Consider the following 15753-nt stretch of genomic DNA (forward strand, 5'->3'; position numbering starts at 1 on the left):
GACAGGCCGATCGGTTGCGCTAAACAACCGATCCAGAGAGGAAGCCGCCGCCATGACACCCCCGATCTTCGACCGCCTGCGCCTGCCCGTGATCGGTTCGCCGCTGTTTATCATCTCCGGTCCCGAATTGGTGATCGCGCAGTGCAAGGCGGGGATCGTCGGTTCGTTTCCGGCGCTCAACGCGCGGCCGCAGACGCTGCTCGACGAGTGGTTGCATCGGATCACCGAGGAACTGGCGGCGCACGACCGCGACCATCCCGAGGCGCCCGCCGCGCCGTTCGCGGTCAACCAGATCGTCCACAAGTCGAACGACCGGCTGGAGCAGGACCTTACCACCTGCGCCAAATGGAAGGTGCCGATCGTCATCACCTCGCTCGGCGCGCGCGAGGACCTCAACACCGCGGTACATGGCTGGGGCGGCATCACGCTCCACGACGTGATCGACGACCGGTTCGCGCGCAAGGCGATCGAGAAAGGCGCGGACGGGCTGATCGCGGTCGCGGCGGGGGCCGGCGGCCATGCCGGTACGCTGTCGCCGTTCGCGATCGTGCAGGAAATCCGGCAATGGTTCGACGGGCCGCTGGCGCTGTCGGGATCGATCGCCAGCGGCGGCGCGATCCTCGCCGCGCAGGCGATGGGCGCCGATTTCGCCTATATCGGATCGCCGTTCATCGCGACGACCGAGGCGAATGCCGCGGCCGACTACAAGGCGTCGATCGTCGAGAGCCGCGCGTCCGACATCGTCTATTCCAACCTGTTCACCGGCGTGCACGGCAATTACCTGCGCAGCTCGATCGCCGCATCGGGGCTCGACCCCGACAATCTGCCCGAGGGCGACCTCAAGACGATGAACTTCGGCGGCGGCGACGGCAGCAAGGCCAAGGCGTGGCGCGACATCTGGGGGTCCGGACAGGGTATCGGCGTGATCGACAAGGTCGAGAGCGTCGCCGACCGCGTCGCGCGGTTCGGAGCGGAATATGCCGCGGCAAAGGCGCGCCTGCTCGGTTGAGCGACGCGTCGTGTCGGACGACATGGACAAGATGGACACCTTAACGGAAACGATCGGGCTTCGATCGTTTCCGTTTTTGACATGATGCGGCATCGCCCAGGGGTTTGCCGGACGTTCGGCAACGGGTGTCGCGCCTCGCGTCGCCACCCCCGGCGCTTGCCTTGCAGGGAGGGGGGAGAGACGGGGAGTCGGGGGCGCCATGTCGCCGGTCTAGCGGGCGGCACGGATGTAGGACAGGCCGCGGGTCAGAAGGCCAGCGCGAGACGATCCTGAAGCCGATGGACCGGACTCGGCGTCGGGTGCGGCACCTGCGCATCGTCGAGCAGGCCGACGCGGCGGTGGAGATTGGCGCTCGCGGCGACCAGCCCCTGCGCGCGCACCGGCAGCGCACGGACGAGGTCGGCGTCGAACTGCGGCGCGCTACCGAGCCGGCGTGTCGGGTCGAGCGCCTCGCGCGGCTGGATCTCGCCGGCATCGATCGCGCGCTGGGTGAGCAGCCAGGCGATGACGTGCATCAGCCGGGTCGTGATCTTGAGCGATTCGCAGGAGAAGCCGACGCGGATCAGCGGATCGAGCGTCTCGCGTTCCAGCCGGCCTTCGGCGTCGAAATAGTCGCGCGCCTCGTCGGCGAGCAGCATCGCCTCGGTATAGAGCGAGTCGATCAGACGATCGTGGATGCGTGATTCGCTGCTGCTGCGGGTCATGACCACCGGGTGACACAAGCCCGGCGGCTTGGACAGGTGCCGCAACGGTCCCGATTGTGCCGGTTGTGCCGAAGTGATTCGGTCCGGGACGAAATAATGTCAGGCGATGATGTCGGGGATCAGTTGATCCTCGCAATTGGCGATCTCGTCGCGCAGCCGCAGCTTGCGCTTCTTGAGTCGCGCGACCTGCAACTGATCGGGCACGCCGGTCGCGGTGAGCGCGTCGATCGCGGCATCGAGATCGCGATGCTCGGTCCGCAGCGCGTCGAGCCGGGCGATGATCTGTGCTTCGTCCATGCCTAATCCCCTGCCCCTGCGTCGCTCCCCTAGCCCAGCCGCGGGCGCGGACCAAGTCGTCGCACGTAGCCACTCGGCTAATCGCGTTCACCGAATTGCGATGAGGACTTTTAACCTCTTCGATGGTTTACTCAGTCCCCCAACACGCATGCATCAGGAGGACACCGAAATGCAGACGACGCATCAACAGGCTCTGGAGACCAAGCATGCCGCGCTCGACCGCCGCATCGCCGACGAAGCCCACCGCCCGATGCCCAACGCCGCGATCCTCACCGACCTGAAACGCAAGAAGTTGAAGCTCAAGGAAGAGCTCAGCGGCCTGTAAGGCCCTTCGGCCCCTCCCGTCGCGGAGGGGCTTTTTGCATGAGCGCCGTTCGGCGCGCCCGGTGCAGGCGCGCGTGGCAGTCTCGTTGGTCGACACCTTCGGTCCGTCACCCCGGATCAAGTCCGGGGTGACGCAAGGGCGGGACTTCGGCGATCCCCATCGTCCGGAAACGACAACGATATAAGTATCGATCCCGCTTAGGCTTTTGCCCCGCTGACCGGCTTGCGCGCCTTCTTGGGATCGATCGGCGAATCGAGCGCGATGCCGATCCGGCCTTCGGTGCACCAGGCGACCTTGCCGGTCACCTTGCCGATGCCGCGCAGCTCCAGCGCCACTGGCGTGCCCGGTTCCTTGACGCGGGCGCAGTCGACCATCAGCCCGCCTTCCGACAGGTTGCGGACGCGGACGTCGCGCACCGTCGTCTCTTCCTCGAAGCGCAATTGCGCCATGAGGAACAGGCTGTCGCGCGACCGGCTGCGCTGCGACCCACTGGCCGCGTCGGCCTTGTCGAACGGGTCGTGGGAGTAGCTGTCCATAAACGAAGCCTGTGTGACCGGTGCGGGTTAGGCGCCGGCGCCTAATGGCCGATGGTGGCGAAAGCGTTAACCGCCCACGCCGGTTCAGTCCTCGCGCGAGATCTTCTCGTTGCGCTCATGCCGCTCCTGCGCCTCCAGCGTCATCGTCGCGATCGGGCGCGCCTCGAGCCGGCCGAGGCTGATCGGTTCGCCGGTCACTTCGCAATATCCGTATTCGCCCTCGTCGATGCGGCGGATCGCCGCCTCGATCTTCGAGACCAATTTACGCTGGCGATCGCGGGTGCGCAGCTCGATCGACCAGTCGGTCTCGCTGGACGCGCGATCGGTAAGATCCGCCTCGCGCAGCGAATCGACCTGGAGCTGGTTGAGCGTGCCTGCCGCATCCTGAAGGATCGCATCCTTCCAGCGCAGCAGCTTGTTGCGGAAATACGCCTGCTGACGCCGCGTCATGAACGGTTCGTCGTTGCTGGGTCGATAGCCATCGTCGGCATCATTGGCCGCCGGCGGGTTGGTCGTTACATCGTCTATCTGACTGACTTGCGTTGCCATACCACTCTCCCTCCGGCCCCATGATGACCTCGGGGCCGCCCCCAAATGGTTGAAGCGCCTATAATCGCGCCCGGAAGGAACCACAAGCGATGAGAGTTGCCGAATCGTACGTCCCGGCGTTATTTTATTGCAGCATGGCGGGCGACGGATTGCGACGGCCGGGCGACGGGCCGGTCGTGGTTAACGACGGATCAAACATCTGTTCCACTCTGGTACGTTAACGGCGATCCCCAGACATCGCTTTGGTGAAAAGGCGATATCCCCGCAACAAAGTGCCGAAGGTCCTTGCACTTAATCGTTTCTTTGGCCCTTGGTCGTATGGCAGCACCGCCGTGCTGCGAGCGGGATTCTGGGGCATGGGCGCCAGCAACGAGAAAGAGACCTTATGTCCGTAAGGATGGCCTTGGCGAAATTATGCGCTTGCGCATGCGGGGGAGCGTTGATCGGTGGCGGTGCGGTGCACGTCGCCGAGCGACCGAACCGACCCGTCTACGTCAAGCAGGTCAAGAAGCGCGTCGTCGTCCGGCGGCAGGTCGCCGCGGTCCAGCGCCAGGGCGTGCGCCGCCGCGTCGTGACGACGACCACGACCAGCTGCGCGCCCGCGGTGGTGACGGTGGCGAGCCAGGCGGCCCCCGTTCCGGTGCCGCTGCCCGCGGCGCAGGGCTTCATCGGCGGCGGTGGCGGCGGCGTGCCCGTGGTGGTCGGCGGCAGCGGCGGGTTCGGCGGTGGCTTCGGCGGCGGGTTCGGCGGCGGCTTCTTCGGCGGCGGATCGTCCGGATCGAGCGGCAGCGTGGTGATCTCTTCGACGTCGAGCGGCGGATCGAGCTCGACCAGCAGTTCCTCGTCGGGCAGTTCCTCATCGTCGGGCAACGTGTCGAGTTCGTCCTCGGGCAACGTGTCGAGCTCGTCCTCGACCAGCAGCTCGACCGGCGGCGCCAATGTCGACATCAACAACAATAACAACAACAGCAATCAGAATTCGAACAGCAACCAGAATTCCAATAACAACCAGAATTCGAACACGAACAACAACAGCAATAATCAGAGCCAGAACCAAGGCCAGAACCAGAACCAGAACCAGGGTCAGAACCAAAATCAGGGCCAGGGCCAGAACCAGAACAATTACGGGTCGAGCTCGAAGGGCTGGAGCACCAGCGGCGGCTGGTCGTCGAACGGCGGCTGGACGTCGAGCGGGCATCACGGCGGCCCGCCGTCGGGTCCGCCGGGATCGTCGGGTGGTCCGCCGGCACCGGTGCCGGCACCGCCGATGGTGCTGCTGTTCGGCGCCGCCGCGGCCGCGCTGGTCGCCCGCAAGCGCTTCGCCAAGCCGCAGGCGGCCTGACCGACGGATAGGCAAAGGGGTGCCGGACTCGCGTCCGGCACCCCTTGTCGCATCAGGCCATCGTCAGGCGGCGCTGAGCGCCTTCTCGATGTCGGGCACGGGATGGCCGGTGAGATCCTTGGCGAGTTCGCCAGCGAGGCGGTTGCTGACTTCCTTGTGATAATGGCGGCGCAATTCGCCGAGCGTCTTGGGCGGCGCGACGATGATCAGCGAATCGAACTCGTTGGCGAGCGCGCGGCGCTTGAGCATGTCGGCGGTGTCGGCAGCGAAGCGGTCTTCCTCCTGCTGGTGGAAGTCGACCTCGTCCATCGTGCCCATCTGCGTCGCGCTGGCACCGCCGGCGGCGTCGGTCTTCTGGTCGCGATCGGCGGGATTGACGCGTTCCTCGGCGTGTTCGACCTGCAGGTTGGGGAAGTCGGCATCGCCCTCATTGCGGAAGAACAGAGCCTTGCGCCCGTCGGCGACCAGTACGAAGGCGTTGTGGGGGACCTGCATCGGGTTACTCCTGATCGTTGGACTCGGGGGGTCAACGCCGCCGGGGGCGATGGGGTTGCCGACTTGCGCGGCGGGAGGCGCGTCGGCATAGCCGCGCAATCATGCACGACATCCGCGCCATCCGGGACGAACCCGCCGCTTTCGACGCCGCCCTCGCCCGCCGCGGCGTCGCCCCGCAGGCCGCCGCGCTGCTGTCGCTCGACGACGCGCGCCGCGCCGCGATCGCCGCCGCGCAGGACGCGCAGACCCGCCGCAACGACCTGTCGAAGCAGATCGGCCAGGCCAAGGCGCAGAAGGACGAGGCGCGCGCGCAGGCGCTGATGGCCGAGGTCGCCGCGCTCAAGGACCTGCTGCCGCAGCTCGAGGCGAGCGAGACCGATGCGGCGGAGCGGCTCAACACCACGCTCGCCGCTCTGCCCAATCTGCCCGCCGCCGACGTGCCCGCCGGCGCGGACGAGAGCGGCAACGTCGTCGTCCACCAGCGCGGTACGCCGCCGGCCTTCGCCTTCGCGGCGCGCGAACACGATGCGATCGGGCCGGCGATCGGCCTGGATTTCGAGACCGGCGTGGCGATCGCCGGCGCGCGCTTCACGCTGGTGCGCGGGCCGGCGGCGCAGCTGCAACGGGCGCTCGGCCAGTTCATGCTCGACACGCTGACCCGCGACCATGGCTTCGAGGAAGTGGCGCCGCCCTTGCTGGTCAAGGACGAGGCGGTGTTCGGCACCGGGCAATTGCCCAAATTCGCCGAAGACCTGTTCCGCACGACCGACGGCCGCTGGCTGATCCCGACCGCCGAGGTGTCGCTGACCAATATCGTGCGCGAGGCGATCCTGCCGGCGGGCGAGCTGCCGCTGCGCTTCGCGGCGCTGACGCCGTGCTTCCGCTCGGAAGCGGGCGCGGCGGGGCGCGACACGCGCGGCTATATCCGCCAGCATCAGTTCGACAAGGTCGAGATGGTGTCGATCGTCGCCGAGGAGGCGTCCGAGGCGGAGCACGAGCGGATGACGCAATGTGCCGAGAGCATCCTCGACGCGCTCGACCTGCCCTATCGGCGGATGCTGCTGTGCGCGGGCGACATGGGCTTCACCGCGCGGCGTACCTACGACCTCGAAGTGTGGCTGCCCGGGCAGGACACGTATCGAGAGATTTCGAGCTGCTCGACCTGCGGCGACTTCCAGGCGCGGCGGATGAACGCGCGCTACCGTGCCGAGGGCGAGAAGGCGCCGCGCTTCGTCCATACGCTCAACGGGTCCGGGCTGGCGGTCGGCCGGACGCTGGTCGCGGTGCTGGAGAATTATCAGCAGGAGGACGGCTCGGTCGCGGTGCCGGCGGTGCTCCGGCCGTATCTCGGCGGGCTCGACCGGCTCGAAGCCAAGCGCTGACGGCGTGGCGCGGGGGCGGATCGCAGGCAGTCTGGCGCTCGCCGGCCTGACGCTGTCCGCCTGTATCCCGAGCGTCGAGGCCCCGCCCTCGGTGCAGCGCCCCCCGCCGCCGTACCGCGCCCCACAGCGCAGCGTGCCGGCGCCGCGCGACGAACCGCCGCCGCAACGCGTCGATCCGCCCGTCCGCCGTCTGCCGACGACCCGCCCCGCCGCGCGCGGCGACGTGGCCCGCCCCGCCGCGCGCGGCGATGTGGCGATGCCGCGCACCGCGCGCCCGGCGTGGGAGGCACGGCCGGTCACGCCCGATGCGCAGGTCGTCGCCGAGCAGAGCTATGTCGTCGCACCCGGCGATTCGCTCCGCCGCGTCGCCGAGCGCACCGGCGCGGGATCGGAGGCGATCGCGCGCGCCAACGGGCTGGCGCCGCCCTATACGATCCGCGCCGGGCAGCGGCTCATCATCCCCGGCGGCCGCTATCACCTCGTCCGTCCCGGCGAGACGGGCATCGCCATCGCCCGCGCCTATGGCGTCGCGTGGTCGCGGATCGTCAGCGCCAACCAGCTCGAGGAACCCTATGGCCTGCGTGCCGGGCAGCGCGTGCTGATCCCCGGCGATCCCGGCGCCCCGCCGAGCCGCGCCGAACGCGCGGCGGCGTTCAAGCTCGACATCGACGACATCCTGACCGGCGGCGAGCCCGCCGCAGCACCGCGACAGGCCCCCGCCAGACCGGTCGCCAACCCCGGCCGCGTGCTGCCGCCGACCGCCGTCGTCGCTGCACCGGCGCGGTTGCAGGGCGGCTTCGTCTGGCCGGTCGACGGCAAGGTCGTCCGCCGCTTCGGGCCGGGCAAGAGCGGCGAACGCAACGACGGGATCAAGATCGCCGTACCCGTGTCGACGCCGGTGCACGCCACCGCGGACGGCGTCGTCGCTTATGCCGGCGACGGCATCGCCGCGCTCGGTGGCCTCGTCATCGTCCGCCACGGCAACGGCTGGACCAGCGTCTACGGCCATGCCGCCAAGCTGCTCGTCCAGCGCGGACAGAGCGTCAAGCGCGGCCAGACGATCGCGCTGTCCGGCGACACCGGCTTCGCCGACCAGCCCGAGCTGCATTTCGAACTGCGCAAGGGCCGGACCCCGGTCGATCCGCAGAGCCAGTTGCCACGGCGGTGACGTCCCGCCGCTACGACAGGTGACGGGCGCCGCATCGCTTGCTAACCGGCGCGGATGACCTACCAGTCCGACCTGCTGAGCACGCTCGCCTCGCGCGGCTATATCCACCAGCTCACCGACGCGACCGCGCTCGATGCGCTCGCGGCGAAGACGGTGGTGCCGGGCTATATCGGTTTCGATCCGACCGCGCCGTCGCTCCACGTCGGCAGCCTCGTGCAGATCATGCTGCTGCGCCGGCTGCAGCAGACCGGCCACAAGCCGATCGTGCTGATGGGCGGCGGCACCGGCAAGATCGGCGATCCCAGCTTCAAGGACGAGGCGCGCAAGCTGCTCGGCGAGGATGGCATCAAGACCAACGTCGCTTCGATCAAGCGGATCTTCGAACGCTTCCTGACCTTCGGCGACGGCCCCACCGACGCGGTGATGGTCGACAATGCCGAATGGCTCGACCGGCTGGAATATATCCCCTTCCTGCGCGACGTCGGCCAGCATTTCTCGGTCAACCGGATGCTGTCGTTCGATTCGGTCAAGCTGCGGCTCGATCGCGAGCAATCGCTGAGCTTCCTCGAATTCAACTATATGATCCTGCAGGCCTATGACTTCCTGGAGCTGTCGCGCCGCGCCGGGTGCCGGTTGCAGATGGGCGGCAGCGACCAATGGGGCAATATCGTCAACGGCATCGAGCTTGCCCGGCGGATGGACGGCGCCGAGGTGTTCGGCGTCACCACGCCGCTGATCACCACCGCCGACGGCGGCAAGATGGGCAAGACGATGGCCGGCGCGGTCTGGCTGCACGAGGACCAATTGCCGCATTTCGATTACTGGCAATTCTGGCGCAACACCGACGATCGCGACGTCGGCCGCTTCCTGCGCTTGTTCACCGACCTGCCGCTCGACGAGATCGAAAGGCTGGAAGCGCTGCCGGGGGCGGAGATCAACGAGGCCAAGAAGGTGCTCGCCAACGAGGCGACCGCAATGTGCCGCGGCCGCGCGGCGGCGGAACAGGCGGCGGAGACCGCGCGGCGCACCTTCGAGGAGGGCACGAGCGGCGATGCGCTGCCGAGCGTCGCCGTACCCGGCGAGTCGATCGCGGTGGTCGATGCCTTGGTCGCGCTCGGTTTCGCCAAGTCGAAGGGCGAGGCGCGGCGGCTGATCGCCGGCGGCGGCGCGCGCATCGATGGCGAGAAGGTGAGCGACGAGGCGGCGACGATCGCGCTCGGCGATGCCGAGGTCAGGGTGTCGGCGGGCAAGAAGCTGCACGGGCTGCTAACCCCGGCGCGGTAAGGACTCGTAAACGCATCACCTTGTACGGATAAGTCCGAAATGGTCCGGAGCCGGATCATTTCGGAGGAGCCTAAAGGTGATTGCAGCGACCCTGTCCGACGACCGCAGCGAGCCGCGCGACGAGGTGCATCATCGCAGCAGCGCGATGCTCGCCGACGAGCGTCGCGTCTCGGTGCTGATCGTCAATCTGTCGCCATCGGGTCTGATGATCCGCAGCGACGTGGCGGTGGGTGCCGGCGACTGGCTCTTCATCCGGCTGCCCGCGATGGGCGACGTGCGCGTCGTCGTCCGCTGGGCGCTGGGCGGCCGGATCGGCTGCCAGTTGGAGCGGCCGATCCCCGCGAACCGCTATCATGCCGTGCTGGGGGCAATGGCAGGGTAGCGGTTCCTGGGGGGCGCGGAACTTCCGCCCTGTCCTCCCCCTCCGTCACCGCTGCGCGGTGCCACCTCCCCCTTGCGGGGGAGGAATTAGGCTGGATCGACATTCGGGCAAATTCCTTCCCCGCCAAGGGGAGGTGGCATGCCGAAGGCATGACGGAGGCATGACGGAGGGGGAGGATACGGCACGCTCCCTTGGGCGCGTCACCCGGATCGCAGCAACGCGACCCCGGCATCGCGGTCGAACAGGTAGAGCGCCACGCGCGCCGCCTGCCCGCGCGGCCCCTCCAGCCCGCCGTCGCGGTCGATCAGCAGCCGCGCATCGTCCTGCGCGCATTGCAGGAGGTCGGCGAGCATCTCGGGCAAAGCTAGGCGGAAGGTCACCTCGCCCGACTGGCGCGTGCCGAGCAATTCGCCGCCGCCGCGCAGGCGCAGATCCTCCTCGGCGATGCGGAAGCCGTCGTTGCTCTCGCGCATCAAGGCGAGCCGTGCGCGCGACGTTTCGCTCAGCGAGGCACCGCGCAGCAGCAGGCAGCGCGACAGGCCGCCGCCGCGCCCGACGCGGCCGCGGAGCTGGTGGAGCTGGGCAAGCCCGAACCGGTCGGCATGCTCGATGACGATCAGCGTCGCATTGGGGACATCGACGCCGACCTCGATCACCGTCGTCGCGACGAGGACGCTCAGGCGGTTGGCCGAGAAGGCCTCCATCACCGCGTCCTTCTCGGCGGGCTTCATCCTGCCGTGGACGACGCCGATCCGCTCCTGTCCATCTTTGGCACCGAAGCGGTTGCGCAGCGTCTCGGCGCGCATCTCCGCCGCTGCGAGGTCGCTCTTCTCGCTTTCCTCGACCAAAGGGCAGACCCAATAGGCCTGACCGCCGTCGGCCATGTGGCGGCCGATCGCATTGATCACCTCGTCGAGCCGGTCCTCGGAGACGACGCGCGTCTCGATCGGCTCGCGGCCGGGCGGCATCTCGTCGAGCCGGCTGACGTCCATCTCGCCATATTGCGCGAGCGTCAGCGTGCGCGGGATCGGCGTCGCGGTCATCGCGAGCAGATGCGGCGGCGCCTTGCCCTTGGCTTGCAGCAGCATGCGCTGCGCGACGCCGAAGCGATGCTGTTCGTCGACGACGACCAGCCCGAGATCCCGGTATCCGACCGCCTCCTGGAAGATCGCATGCGTGCCGACGAGGATGTCGATCTCGCCGCTGGCGAGCGCCATCAGCGTCGCCTCGCGCGCCTTGCCCTTGTCGCGACCGGTGAGGACGGCGATCTCGATCGGCAGGCCGGCGAGCAATTTGCGCAGGCTGTCGTAATGCTGGCGGGCGAGGATTTCGGTGGGAGCGAGCATCGCGCCCTGTGCGCCGGCCTCGACCGCGATCAGCAGGGACATCGCAGCCACCAGCGTCTTGCCCGAGCCGACGTCGCCCTGCAGCAGGCGCAGCATCGGCGCGGTCTGCGCGAGGTCGCCCTCGATCTCCGCCACCGAGCGGGTCTGCGCGCCGGTCGGCGTATAGGGCAGGCGCAGCAGGTCGCGCAGCCGGCCGTCGCCGACCAAGGCCCTGCCCCGCCGCTTGCGCGTGTCGGCGCGCACCAGCGTCATCGCGAGCTGGTTGGCGAAGATCTCGTCATAGGCGAGGCGTTCGCGCGCGGTCTTGTCGGCGGGGTCGGCGTGGATGCGCTGCAACGCCTCGCGCCAGTCGGGCCAGCCGCGCTTGGCCTTGAGGCCGGGCTCGATCCATTCGGCGAGCTCTGGCGCGCGCTCGATCGCCTGCGCGGCGAAGCCCGCGAGGCGGCGCGAGGTGAGGCCTTCGGAGAGCGGGTAGATCGCCTCGCGCTCGCGGAACACCTCGTCGGGCTCGCCCAGATCGGGATGGACGATCTGGAGCGTCTCGCCGTAGCTTTCGAGCTTGCCGGAAACGCGGCGCGGCTCGCCGAGCGGCAGCAGCTTCTTCACCCAGCCCGACGAGCCGCCGAAATACACCAGGTTCACGCTGTTGCCGGCGGTGTCGGTGGCCTGCACCCGCGTCGGGCCGCGGCCGGCGCTCGTCTTGTAATCGCGCGGCGTCAGCGTGATCGCGATGATGCGGCCGGCGTCGGCGACGTCGAGCTCCTCGCGCGGCAGGCGATCGATCCAGCCGCTGGGCAGATGGAAGGCGACGTCGACGACGCGGGCGAGGCCGAGCCGGTCGAGCGGCTTGGCGAGGCCGGGACCGACCCCCTTCAGGGCGGTGACCTCGGCGAACAGCGGATTGAGGATATCGGGGCGCATGACTACATGACCGCTATACCGTACCCGACCGCCGCGACCAGCGGTTGCCGGGCTATTTGCATGGGATTGTCGATGGATCACGCCACCCGCCTCAAGCGCATGAAGTTCCGTGCCTGGCATCGCGGTACCAAGGAGGCCGATCTGATGATCGGCGGCTTCTTCGACGCGCACGGCGCGGACTGGACGCCGGAACAGCTCGACTGGTTCGAAACGCTGCTGGAGGAGCAGGACGTCGACATCATGGGCTGGGCGATCGGATCGCTGCCCTGCCCGCCCGAATGGGACGGGCCGATGATGACGCAGATGCGCTCGCTGAGCTACGTGCCGGTCAGCCGCTGACGGCATGACCCGTGTTCCTGCGCAGGCAGGAACCCAGAGCGGCAAACGATGTCGCTCATGACCCTGAGCTCCTGCGTTCGCAGGAGCACGATAGCAGAAGACCATGCCTTGCCCGATCTGAAGACGATCCTGTCCGCCAAATCCCCGTTGACGCTCGCCGGCGTGCCCGCCGGATTCCAGCCGGCGCTGCTCGCCGATCTCGCGCGTGCCGCCGCCCATAACGGCAAGGGCGCGCGCGCGGTGTTCATCGCGCCGGACGATGCGGCGATGCGCGCGGTGGCGGCGACGGCGGCGTTCTTCGCGCCCGAGCTGGAGGTGATCAGCTTCCCGGCGTGGGACTGCCTGCCCTATGATCGCGCGAGCCCGACGCTGCGCATCATGGCGGAGCGGATCGCGGCGCTGTGGCGGTTGCAGAAGCCCGCCAAGACCCCGCAATTGGTCCTGACCACCGCCAATGCGGCGACGCAGCGCGTGCTGACGCCGTTCCGCATCCGCCAGCTCGTCGCGACGCTGGAGCCCGGCGCGCGGATCGATCGCGACGATCTCGCCCGGCTGCTCCAGGCGAACGGCTATGTCCGCACCGAAACGGTCCACGACCAGGGCGAATATGCGGTGCGCGGCGGCATCGTCGACCTGTTTCCGAGCGGCGAGGAGCAGGCGCTGCGGCTCGATTTCTTCGGCGACGAGATCGAGACGGTGCGCACCTTTTCCCCCGAGGACCAGCGTACCACCGGGCGGATCGAGGGCTTCACGCTGCTCCCTGCCTCGGAGGCGCTGCTCGACGAGGAATCGATCAAGCGGTTCCGCACCCGCTATCGCGACAAGTTCGGCGCGACCGCGACCGGCGATCCCCTCTATCAGGCGATCAGCGACGGGCGGCGGCTCGCTGGCATGGAACATTGGCTGCCGCTGTTCGAGGACAAATTGGCGACCCTGTTCGACCATCTGGCCGAAGGCGACGTGGTGGTGCGCGACTTCGGCGTCACCGGCGCCGCCGAGGGGCGGATGGAATCGATCGCCGATTATTACGAGAACCGCCAGCGCGCCGAGGCGGCGCAGCCGGGCAGCTATCGGCCGCTCGCCGCCAGGACGCTGTATCTCGACGCCAAGGAATGGGCGGCGAGCCTCGACACGGCGCACGCGCATCTGACGACGCCGTTCCACGAGCCGGAAAGCGCGACCGTCCTCGACTTCGACGTCGACGGGCCGCGCGACTTCGCCCCCGAACGGTCGGCGAGCGCCAACGTCTACGAGGCGGTGGTCGATCACCTCAAGGGCCTGCGCAAGGCGGGCAAGAAGCCGGTGCTGGCGAGCTATTCGGTCGGCGCGCGCGAGCGGCTGGGCAATCTGCTCAAAGACCATGGCCTCACCGGCGGCAAAGCGGCGGAGAGCTGGCAGGAGGCGCTGGGGATCGCCGATACGGGCAAGTCGGCGGGTGTCGCGCTCGTCGTGCTGCCGCTCGACCACGGCTTCACCGCGCCCGACGTCGCGGTGCTCACCGAGCAGGACATGCTCGGCGACCGGCTGGTGCGGCGCGCCAAGCGCAAGAAGTCGGCCGACGCCTTCCTCGCCGAGATCGCCGCGCTGACGCCGGGCGACCTCGTCGTCCACAGCGATCACGGCATCGGCAAATATCTCGGCCTGACCTCGATCCCGGTCGGCAAGAGCCCGCACGATTGCGTCGCGGTGGAATATGCCGGCGGCGACAAATTGTTCGTGCCGGTCGAGAATCTCGAAGTGCTGTCGCGCTACGGCTCGAACGAGGAAGGCGCGAGCCTCGACCGACTCGGCGGCGAGGCGTGGCAGCGGCGCAAGTCGAAGATGAAGGAGCGCATCCGCGAGATCGCGGGCGAGCTCATCAAGACCGCCGCCGAGCGCGCGCTGCATCCCGGCGACGTGCTCGAACCCGATGTCAGCGGCTATCCGAGCTTCGTCGACCGTTTCCCTTATGCCGAGACCGACGATCAGGATCGCGCGATCGAGGACGTGCTCGGCGACCTGTCGGCGGGCAAGCCGATGGACCGGCTGATCGTCGGCGACGTCGGCTTCGGCAAGACCGAGATCGCGCTGCGCGCCGCCTTCGTCGCGGCGATGGCGGGCAAGCAGGTCGCGGTGGTCTGTCCGACGACGTTGCTCGCGCGCCAGCATTACAACAATTTCAGCGCGCGGTTCGAAGGCTTCCCGATGAACATGGGGCGGCTGTCGCGGCTGGTCCCCGCGGGCGAGGCCAAGACGGTGAAGGAAGGGCTCGCCGGCGGCACGGTCGACGTCGTCATCGGCACGCATGCGCTGCTGGCGAAGAATATCGACTTCAAGCGGCTGGGCCTCGTCATCGTCGACGAGGAGCAGAGGTTCGGCGTGACGCACAAGGAGCGGCTGAAGGCGTTGCGCGCCGACGTGCATATGCTGACGCTGACCGCGACGCCGATCCCGCGCACGCTGCAGATGGCGATGAGCGGTATCCGCGAGCTGTCGGTGATCCAGACGCCGCCGGTCGACCGGCTCGCGGTGCGCACGTACGTGATCCCGTGGGACCCGGTGGTGCTGCGCGAGGCGCTGCTACGCGAACATTATCGCGGCGGGCAGAGCTTCATCGTCACGCCGCGCGTTGCCGATCTACCCGATCTGGAGGACTATCTGCGCAACGAGGTGCCGGAGATCCGCTACGTCGTCGCGCACGGCCAGATGAGCCCGACCGAGGTCGAGGAACGGATGAGCGCCTTCTACGACAAGAAGTTCGAGGTGCTGGTGTCGACGACGATCATCGAGAGCGGGATCGACATCGCCTCGGCAAACACGATCATCGTCAACCGTGCCGATCGCTTCGGGTTGGCGCAGCTCTATCAGCTCCGCGGGCGGGTCGGGCGGTCGAAGACGCGCGCCTACGCCTATCTGGTGACGCCGCCCGAGCGGCAGATGACCGAGACCGCGGAGAAGCGGCTCAAGGTGCTGTCCGACCTCGACTCGCTCGGCGCGGGGTTCCAGCTCGCCAGCCACGATCTCGACATCCGCGGCGCGGGCAATCTGCTCGGCGACGAGCAGTCGGGGCATATCAAGGAGGTCGGCTACGAACTCTACCAGTCGATGCTGGAAGAGGCGATCATGGACGCCAAGGCCGGCGGCATGGCGCTGCGCCCGCGCGATTTCTCGCCGCAGATCACCGTCGATGCGCCGATCCTGATCCCCGACGATTACGTGCCGGACCTCGATCTGCGGATGGGCCTGTATCGCCGGTTGAACGAACTGGAGGACCATCGCGAGATCGAGGCGTTCGCCGCCGAGATGATCGACCGGTTCGGGCCGCTGCCCGATGCCACCGACAATCTGATCCGGGTGATCGAGATCAAGTTGAACGCGAGGCGGGCGTGTATCGCCAAGATGGACGTCGGCCCGCGCGGGGTGCTGGTCGGCTTCCACGACGATACGCCGCCGAACGTGCCCGGGCTGCTGGCCTATGTCGAGCGGCTGAACGGCGTGGCGAAGCTGCGGCCGGACAGCAAGCTGGTGCTCCAGCGCGCGTGGCCGGATGCGAAATCGCGGCTGCACGGCGCGCTGCAATTGTCGAAGGGGCTGGCGAAGGCGGCGGGGTAGTCATTCCCTCCGCCAACAGGTCATGCCGTCGGGTACCTCATCGAGGCTTCCGCCCCATCCTCCCCCTCCACCGCTCGGCTCGC

At 68.4% G+C, this 15753-nt stretch carries 15 protein-coding genes; 9 read left to right on the forward strand and 6 right to left on the reverse strand.

Annotated elements, in window-relative coordinates:
• Nucleotides 1–52 precede the first annotated feature (52 nt).
• The gene (locus tag ACLBWH_RS02220; RefSeq protein WP_322847887.1) at nt 53–1009 is read left to right on the forward strand and encodes an NAD(P)H-dependent flavin oxidoreductase; all 957 of its coding nucleotides are present in this window, start codon (nt 53–55) and stop codon (nt 1007–1009) included.
• A gap of 245 nt (nt 1010–1254) precedes the next feature.
• Here the strand turns inward: ACLBWH_RS02220 and ACLBWH_RS02225 are convergent, their stop codons facing one another.
• Together ACLBWH_RS02225 and ACLBWH_RS02230 are read right to left on the reverse strand one after the other, a co-directional pair.
• Nucleotides 1255–1713 (reverse strand): DUF1465 family protein, encoded by a 459-nt coding sequence (locus ACLBWH_RS02225; RefSeq protein WP_322847886.1) that lies wholly within the window; start codon nt 1711–1713, stop codon nt 1255–1257.
• Between the two features lie 99 nt (nt 1714–1812).
• Entirely contained in the window at nt 1813–2010 is a 198-nt protein-coding gene (locus tag ACLBWH_RS02230; RefSeq protein ID WP_038658294.1) for a YdcH family protein, read from the reverse strand.
• 169 nt (nt 2011–2179) lie between these two features.
• Between ACLBWH_RS02230 and ACLBWH_RS02235 the strand changes: the two genes are divergently transcribed.
• Entirely contained in the window at nt 2180–2335 is a 156-nt protein-coding gene (locus tag ACLBWH_RS02235) for a DUF465 domain-containing protein (RefSeq protein ID WP_322847885.1), read from the forward strand.
• 197 nt (nt 2336–2532) lie between these two features.
• On the opposite strand, the gene ACLBWH_RS02240 is transcribed toward ACLBWH_RS02235, so the two are convergent.
• Nucleotides 2533–2871: a PilZ domain-containing protein gene (locus ACLBWH_RS02240; RefSeq protein ID WP_447796464.1), complete on the reverse strand. Its 339-nt coding sequence runs from the start codon at nt 2869–2871 to the stop codon at nt 2533–2535.
• 84 nt (nt 2872–2955) lie between these two features.
• Entirely contained in the window at nt 2956–3420 is a 465-nt protein-coding gene (gene dksA, locus ACLBWH_RS02245) for an RNA polymerase-binding protein DksA (protein WP_038658291.1), read from the reverse strand.
• A 439-nt stretch (nt 3421–3859) separates the two neighbouring features.
• Between dksA and ACLBWH_RS02250 the strand changes: the two genes are divergently transcribed.
• Nucleotides 3860–4762, forward strand: coding sequence for a hypothetical protein (locus ACLBWH_RS02250; RefSeq protein ID WP_447796466.1), 903 nt, complete (start codon nt 3860–3862; stop codon nt 4760–4762).
• A 63-nt stretch (nt 4763–4825) separates the two neighbouring features.
• Here ACLBWH_RS02250 and ACLBWH_RS02255 read toward each other — a convergent pair whose 3' ends face one another.
• Nucleotides 4826–5257 carry a host attachment family protein gene (locus ACLBWH_RS02255; protein WP_322847881.1) on the reverse strand — a complete coding sequence of 144 codons (432 nt, stop codon included), beginning with the start codon at nt 5255–5257 and terminating at the stop codon, nt 4826–4828.
• Nucleotides 5258–5358: 101 nt separating this feature from the next.
• Between ACLBWH_RS02255 and serS the strand changes: the two genes are divergently transcribed.
• From serS to ACLBWH_RS02275, 4 genes are all read left to right on the forward strand, one after another.
• Nucleotides 5359–6639 carry a serine--tRNA ligase gene (gene serS, locus ACLBWH_RS02260; protein WP_447796468.1) on the forward strand — a complete coding sequence of 427 codons (1281 nt, stop codon included), beginning with the start codon at nt 5359–5361 and terminating at the stop codon, nt 6637–6639.
• Nucleotides 6640–6643: 4 nt separating this feature from the next.
• Nucleotides 6644–7807, forward strand: coding sequence for a peptidoglycan DD-metalloendopeptidase family protein (locus ACLBWH_RS02265; RefSeq protein WP_447796470.1), 1164 nt, complete (start codon nt 6644–6646; stop codon nt 7805–7807).
• Between the two features lie 54 nt (nt 7808–7861).
• Nucleotides 7862–9091, forward strand: a complete 1230-nt coding sequence (tyrS, locus tag ACLBWH_RS02270; RefSeq protein WP_322847878.1) for a tyrosine--tRNA ligase — start codon at nt 7862–7864, stop codon at nt 9089–9091.
• Between the two features lie 76 nt (nt 9092–9167).
• On the forward strand, nt 9168–9473 hold the full coding sequence (locus ACLBWH_RS02275; RefSeq protein ID WP_322847877.1) for a PilZ domain-containing protein: 306 nt from the start codon (nt 9168–9170) through the stop codon (nt 9471–9473).
• 200 nt (nt 9474–9673) lie between these two features.
• On the opposite strand, the gene recG is transcribed toward ACLBWH_RS02275, so the two are convergent.
• Nucleotides 9674–11740: an ATP-dependent DNA helicase RecG gene (gene recG, locus ACLBWH_RS02280; RefSeq protein WP_447796472.1), complete on the reverse strand. Its 2067-nt coding sequence runs from the start codon at nt 11738–11740 to the stop codon at nt 9674–9676.
• 72 nt (nt 11741–11812) lie between these two features.
• Between recG and ACLBWH_RS02285 the strand changes: the two genes are divergently transcribed.
• Both ACLBWH_RS02285 and mfd read left to right on the forward strand, forming a co-directional pair.
• Nucleotides 11813–12079, forward strand: coding sequence for an FAD assembly factor SdhE (locus tag ACLBWH_RS02285; RefSeq protein WP_322847875.1), 267 nt, complete (start codon nt 11813–11815; stop codon nt 12077–12079).
• 108 nt (nt 12080–12187) lie between these two features.
• Nucleotides 12188–15670 carry a transcription-repair coupling factor gene (gene mfd, locus ACLBWH_RS02290; protein WP_447796474.1) on the forward strand — a complete coding sequence of 1161 codons (3483 nt, stop codon included), beginning with the start codon at nt 12188–12190 and terminating at the stop codon, nt 15668–15670.
• Nucleotides 15671–15753 lie beyond the last annotated feature (83 nt).

Source organism: Sphingomonas sp. M6A6_1c (assembly GCF_053345135.1).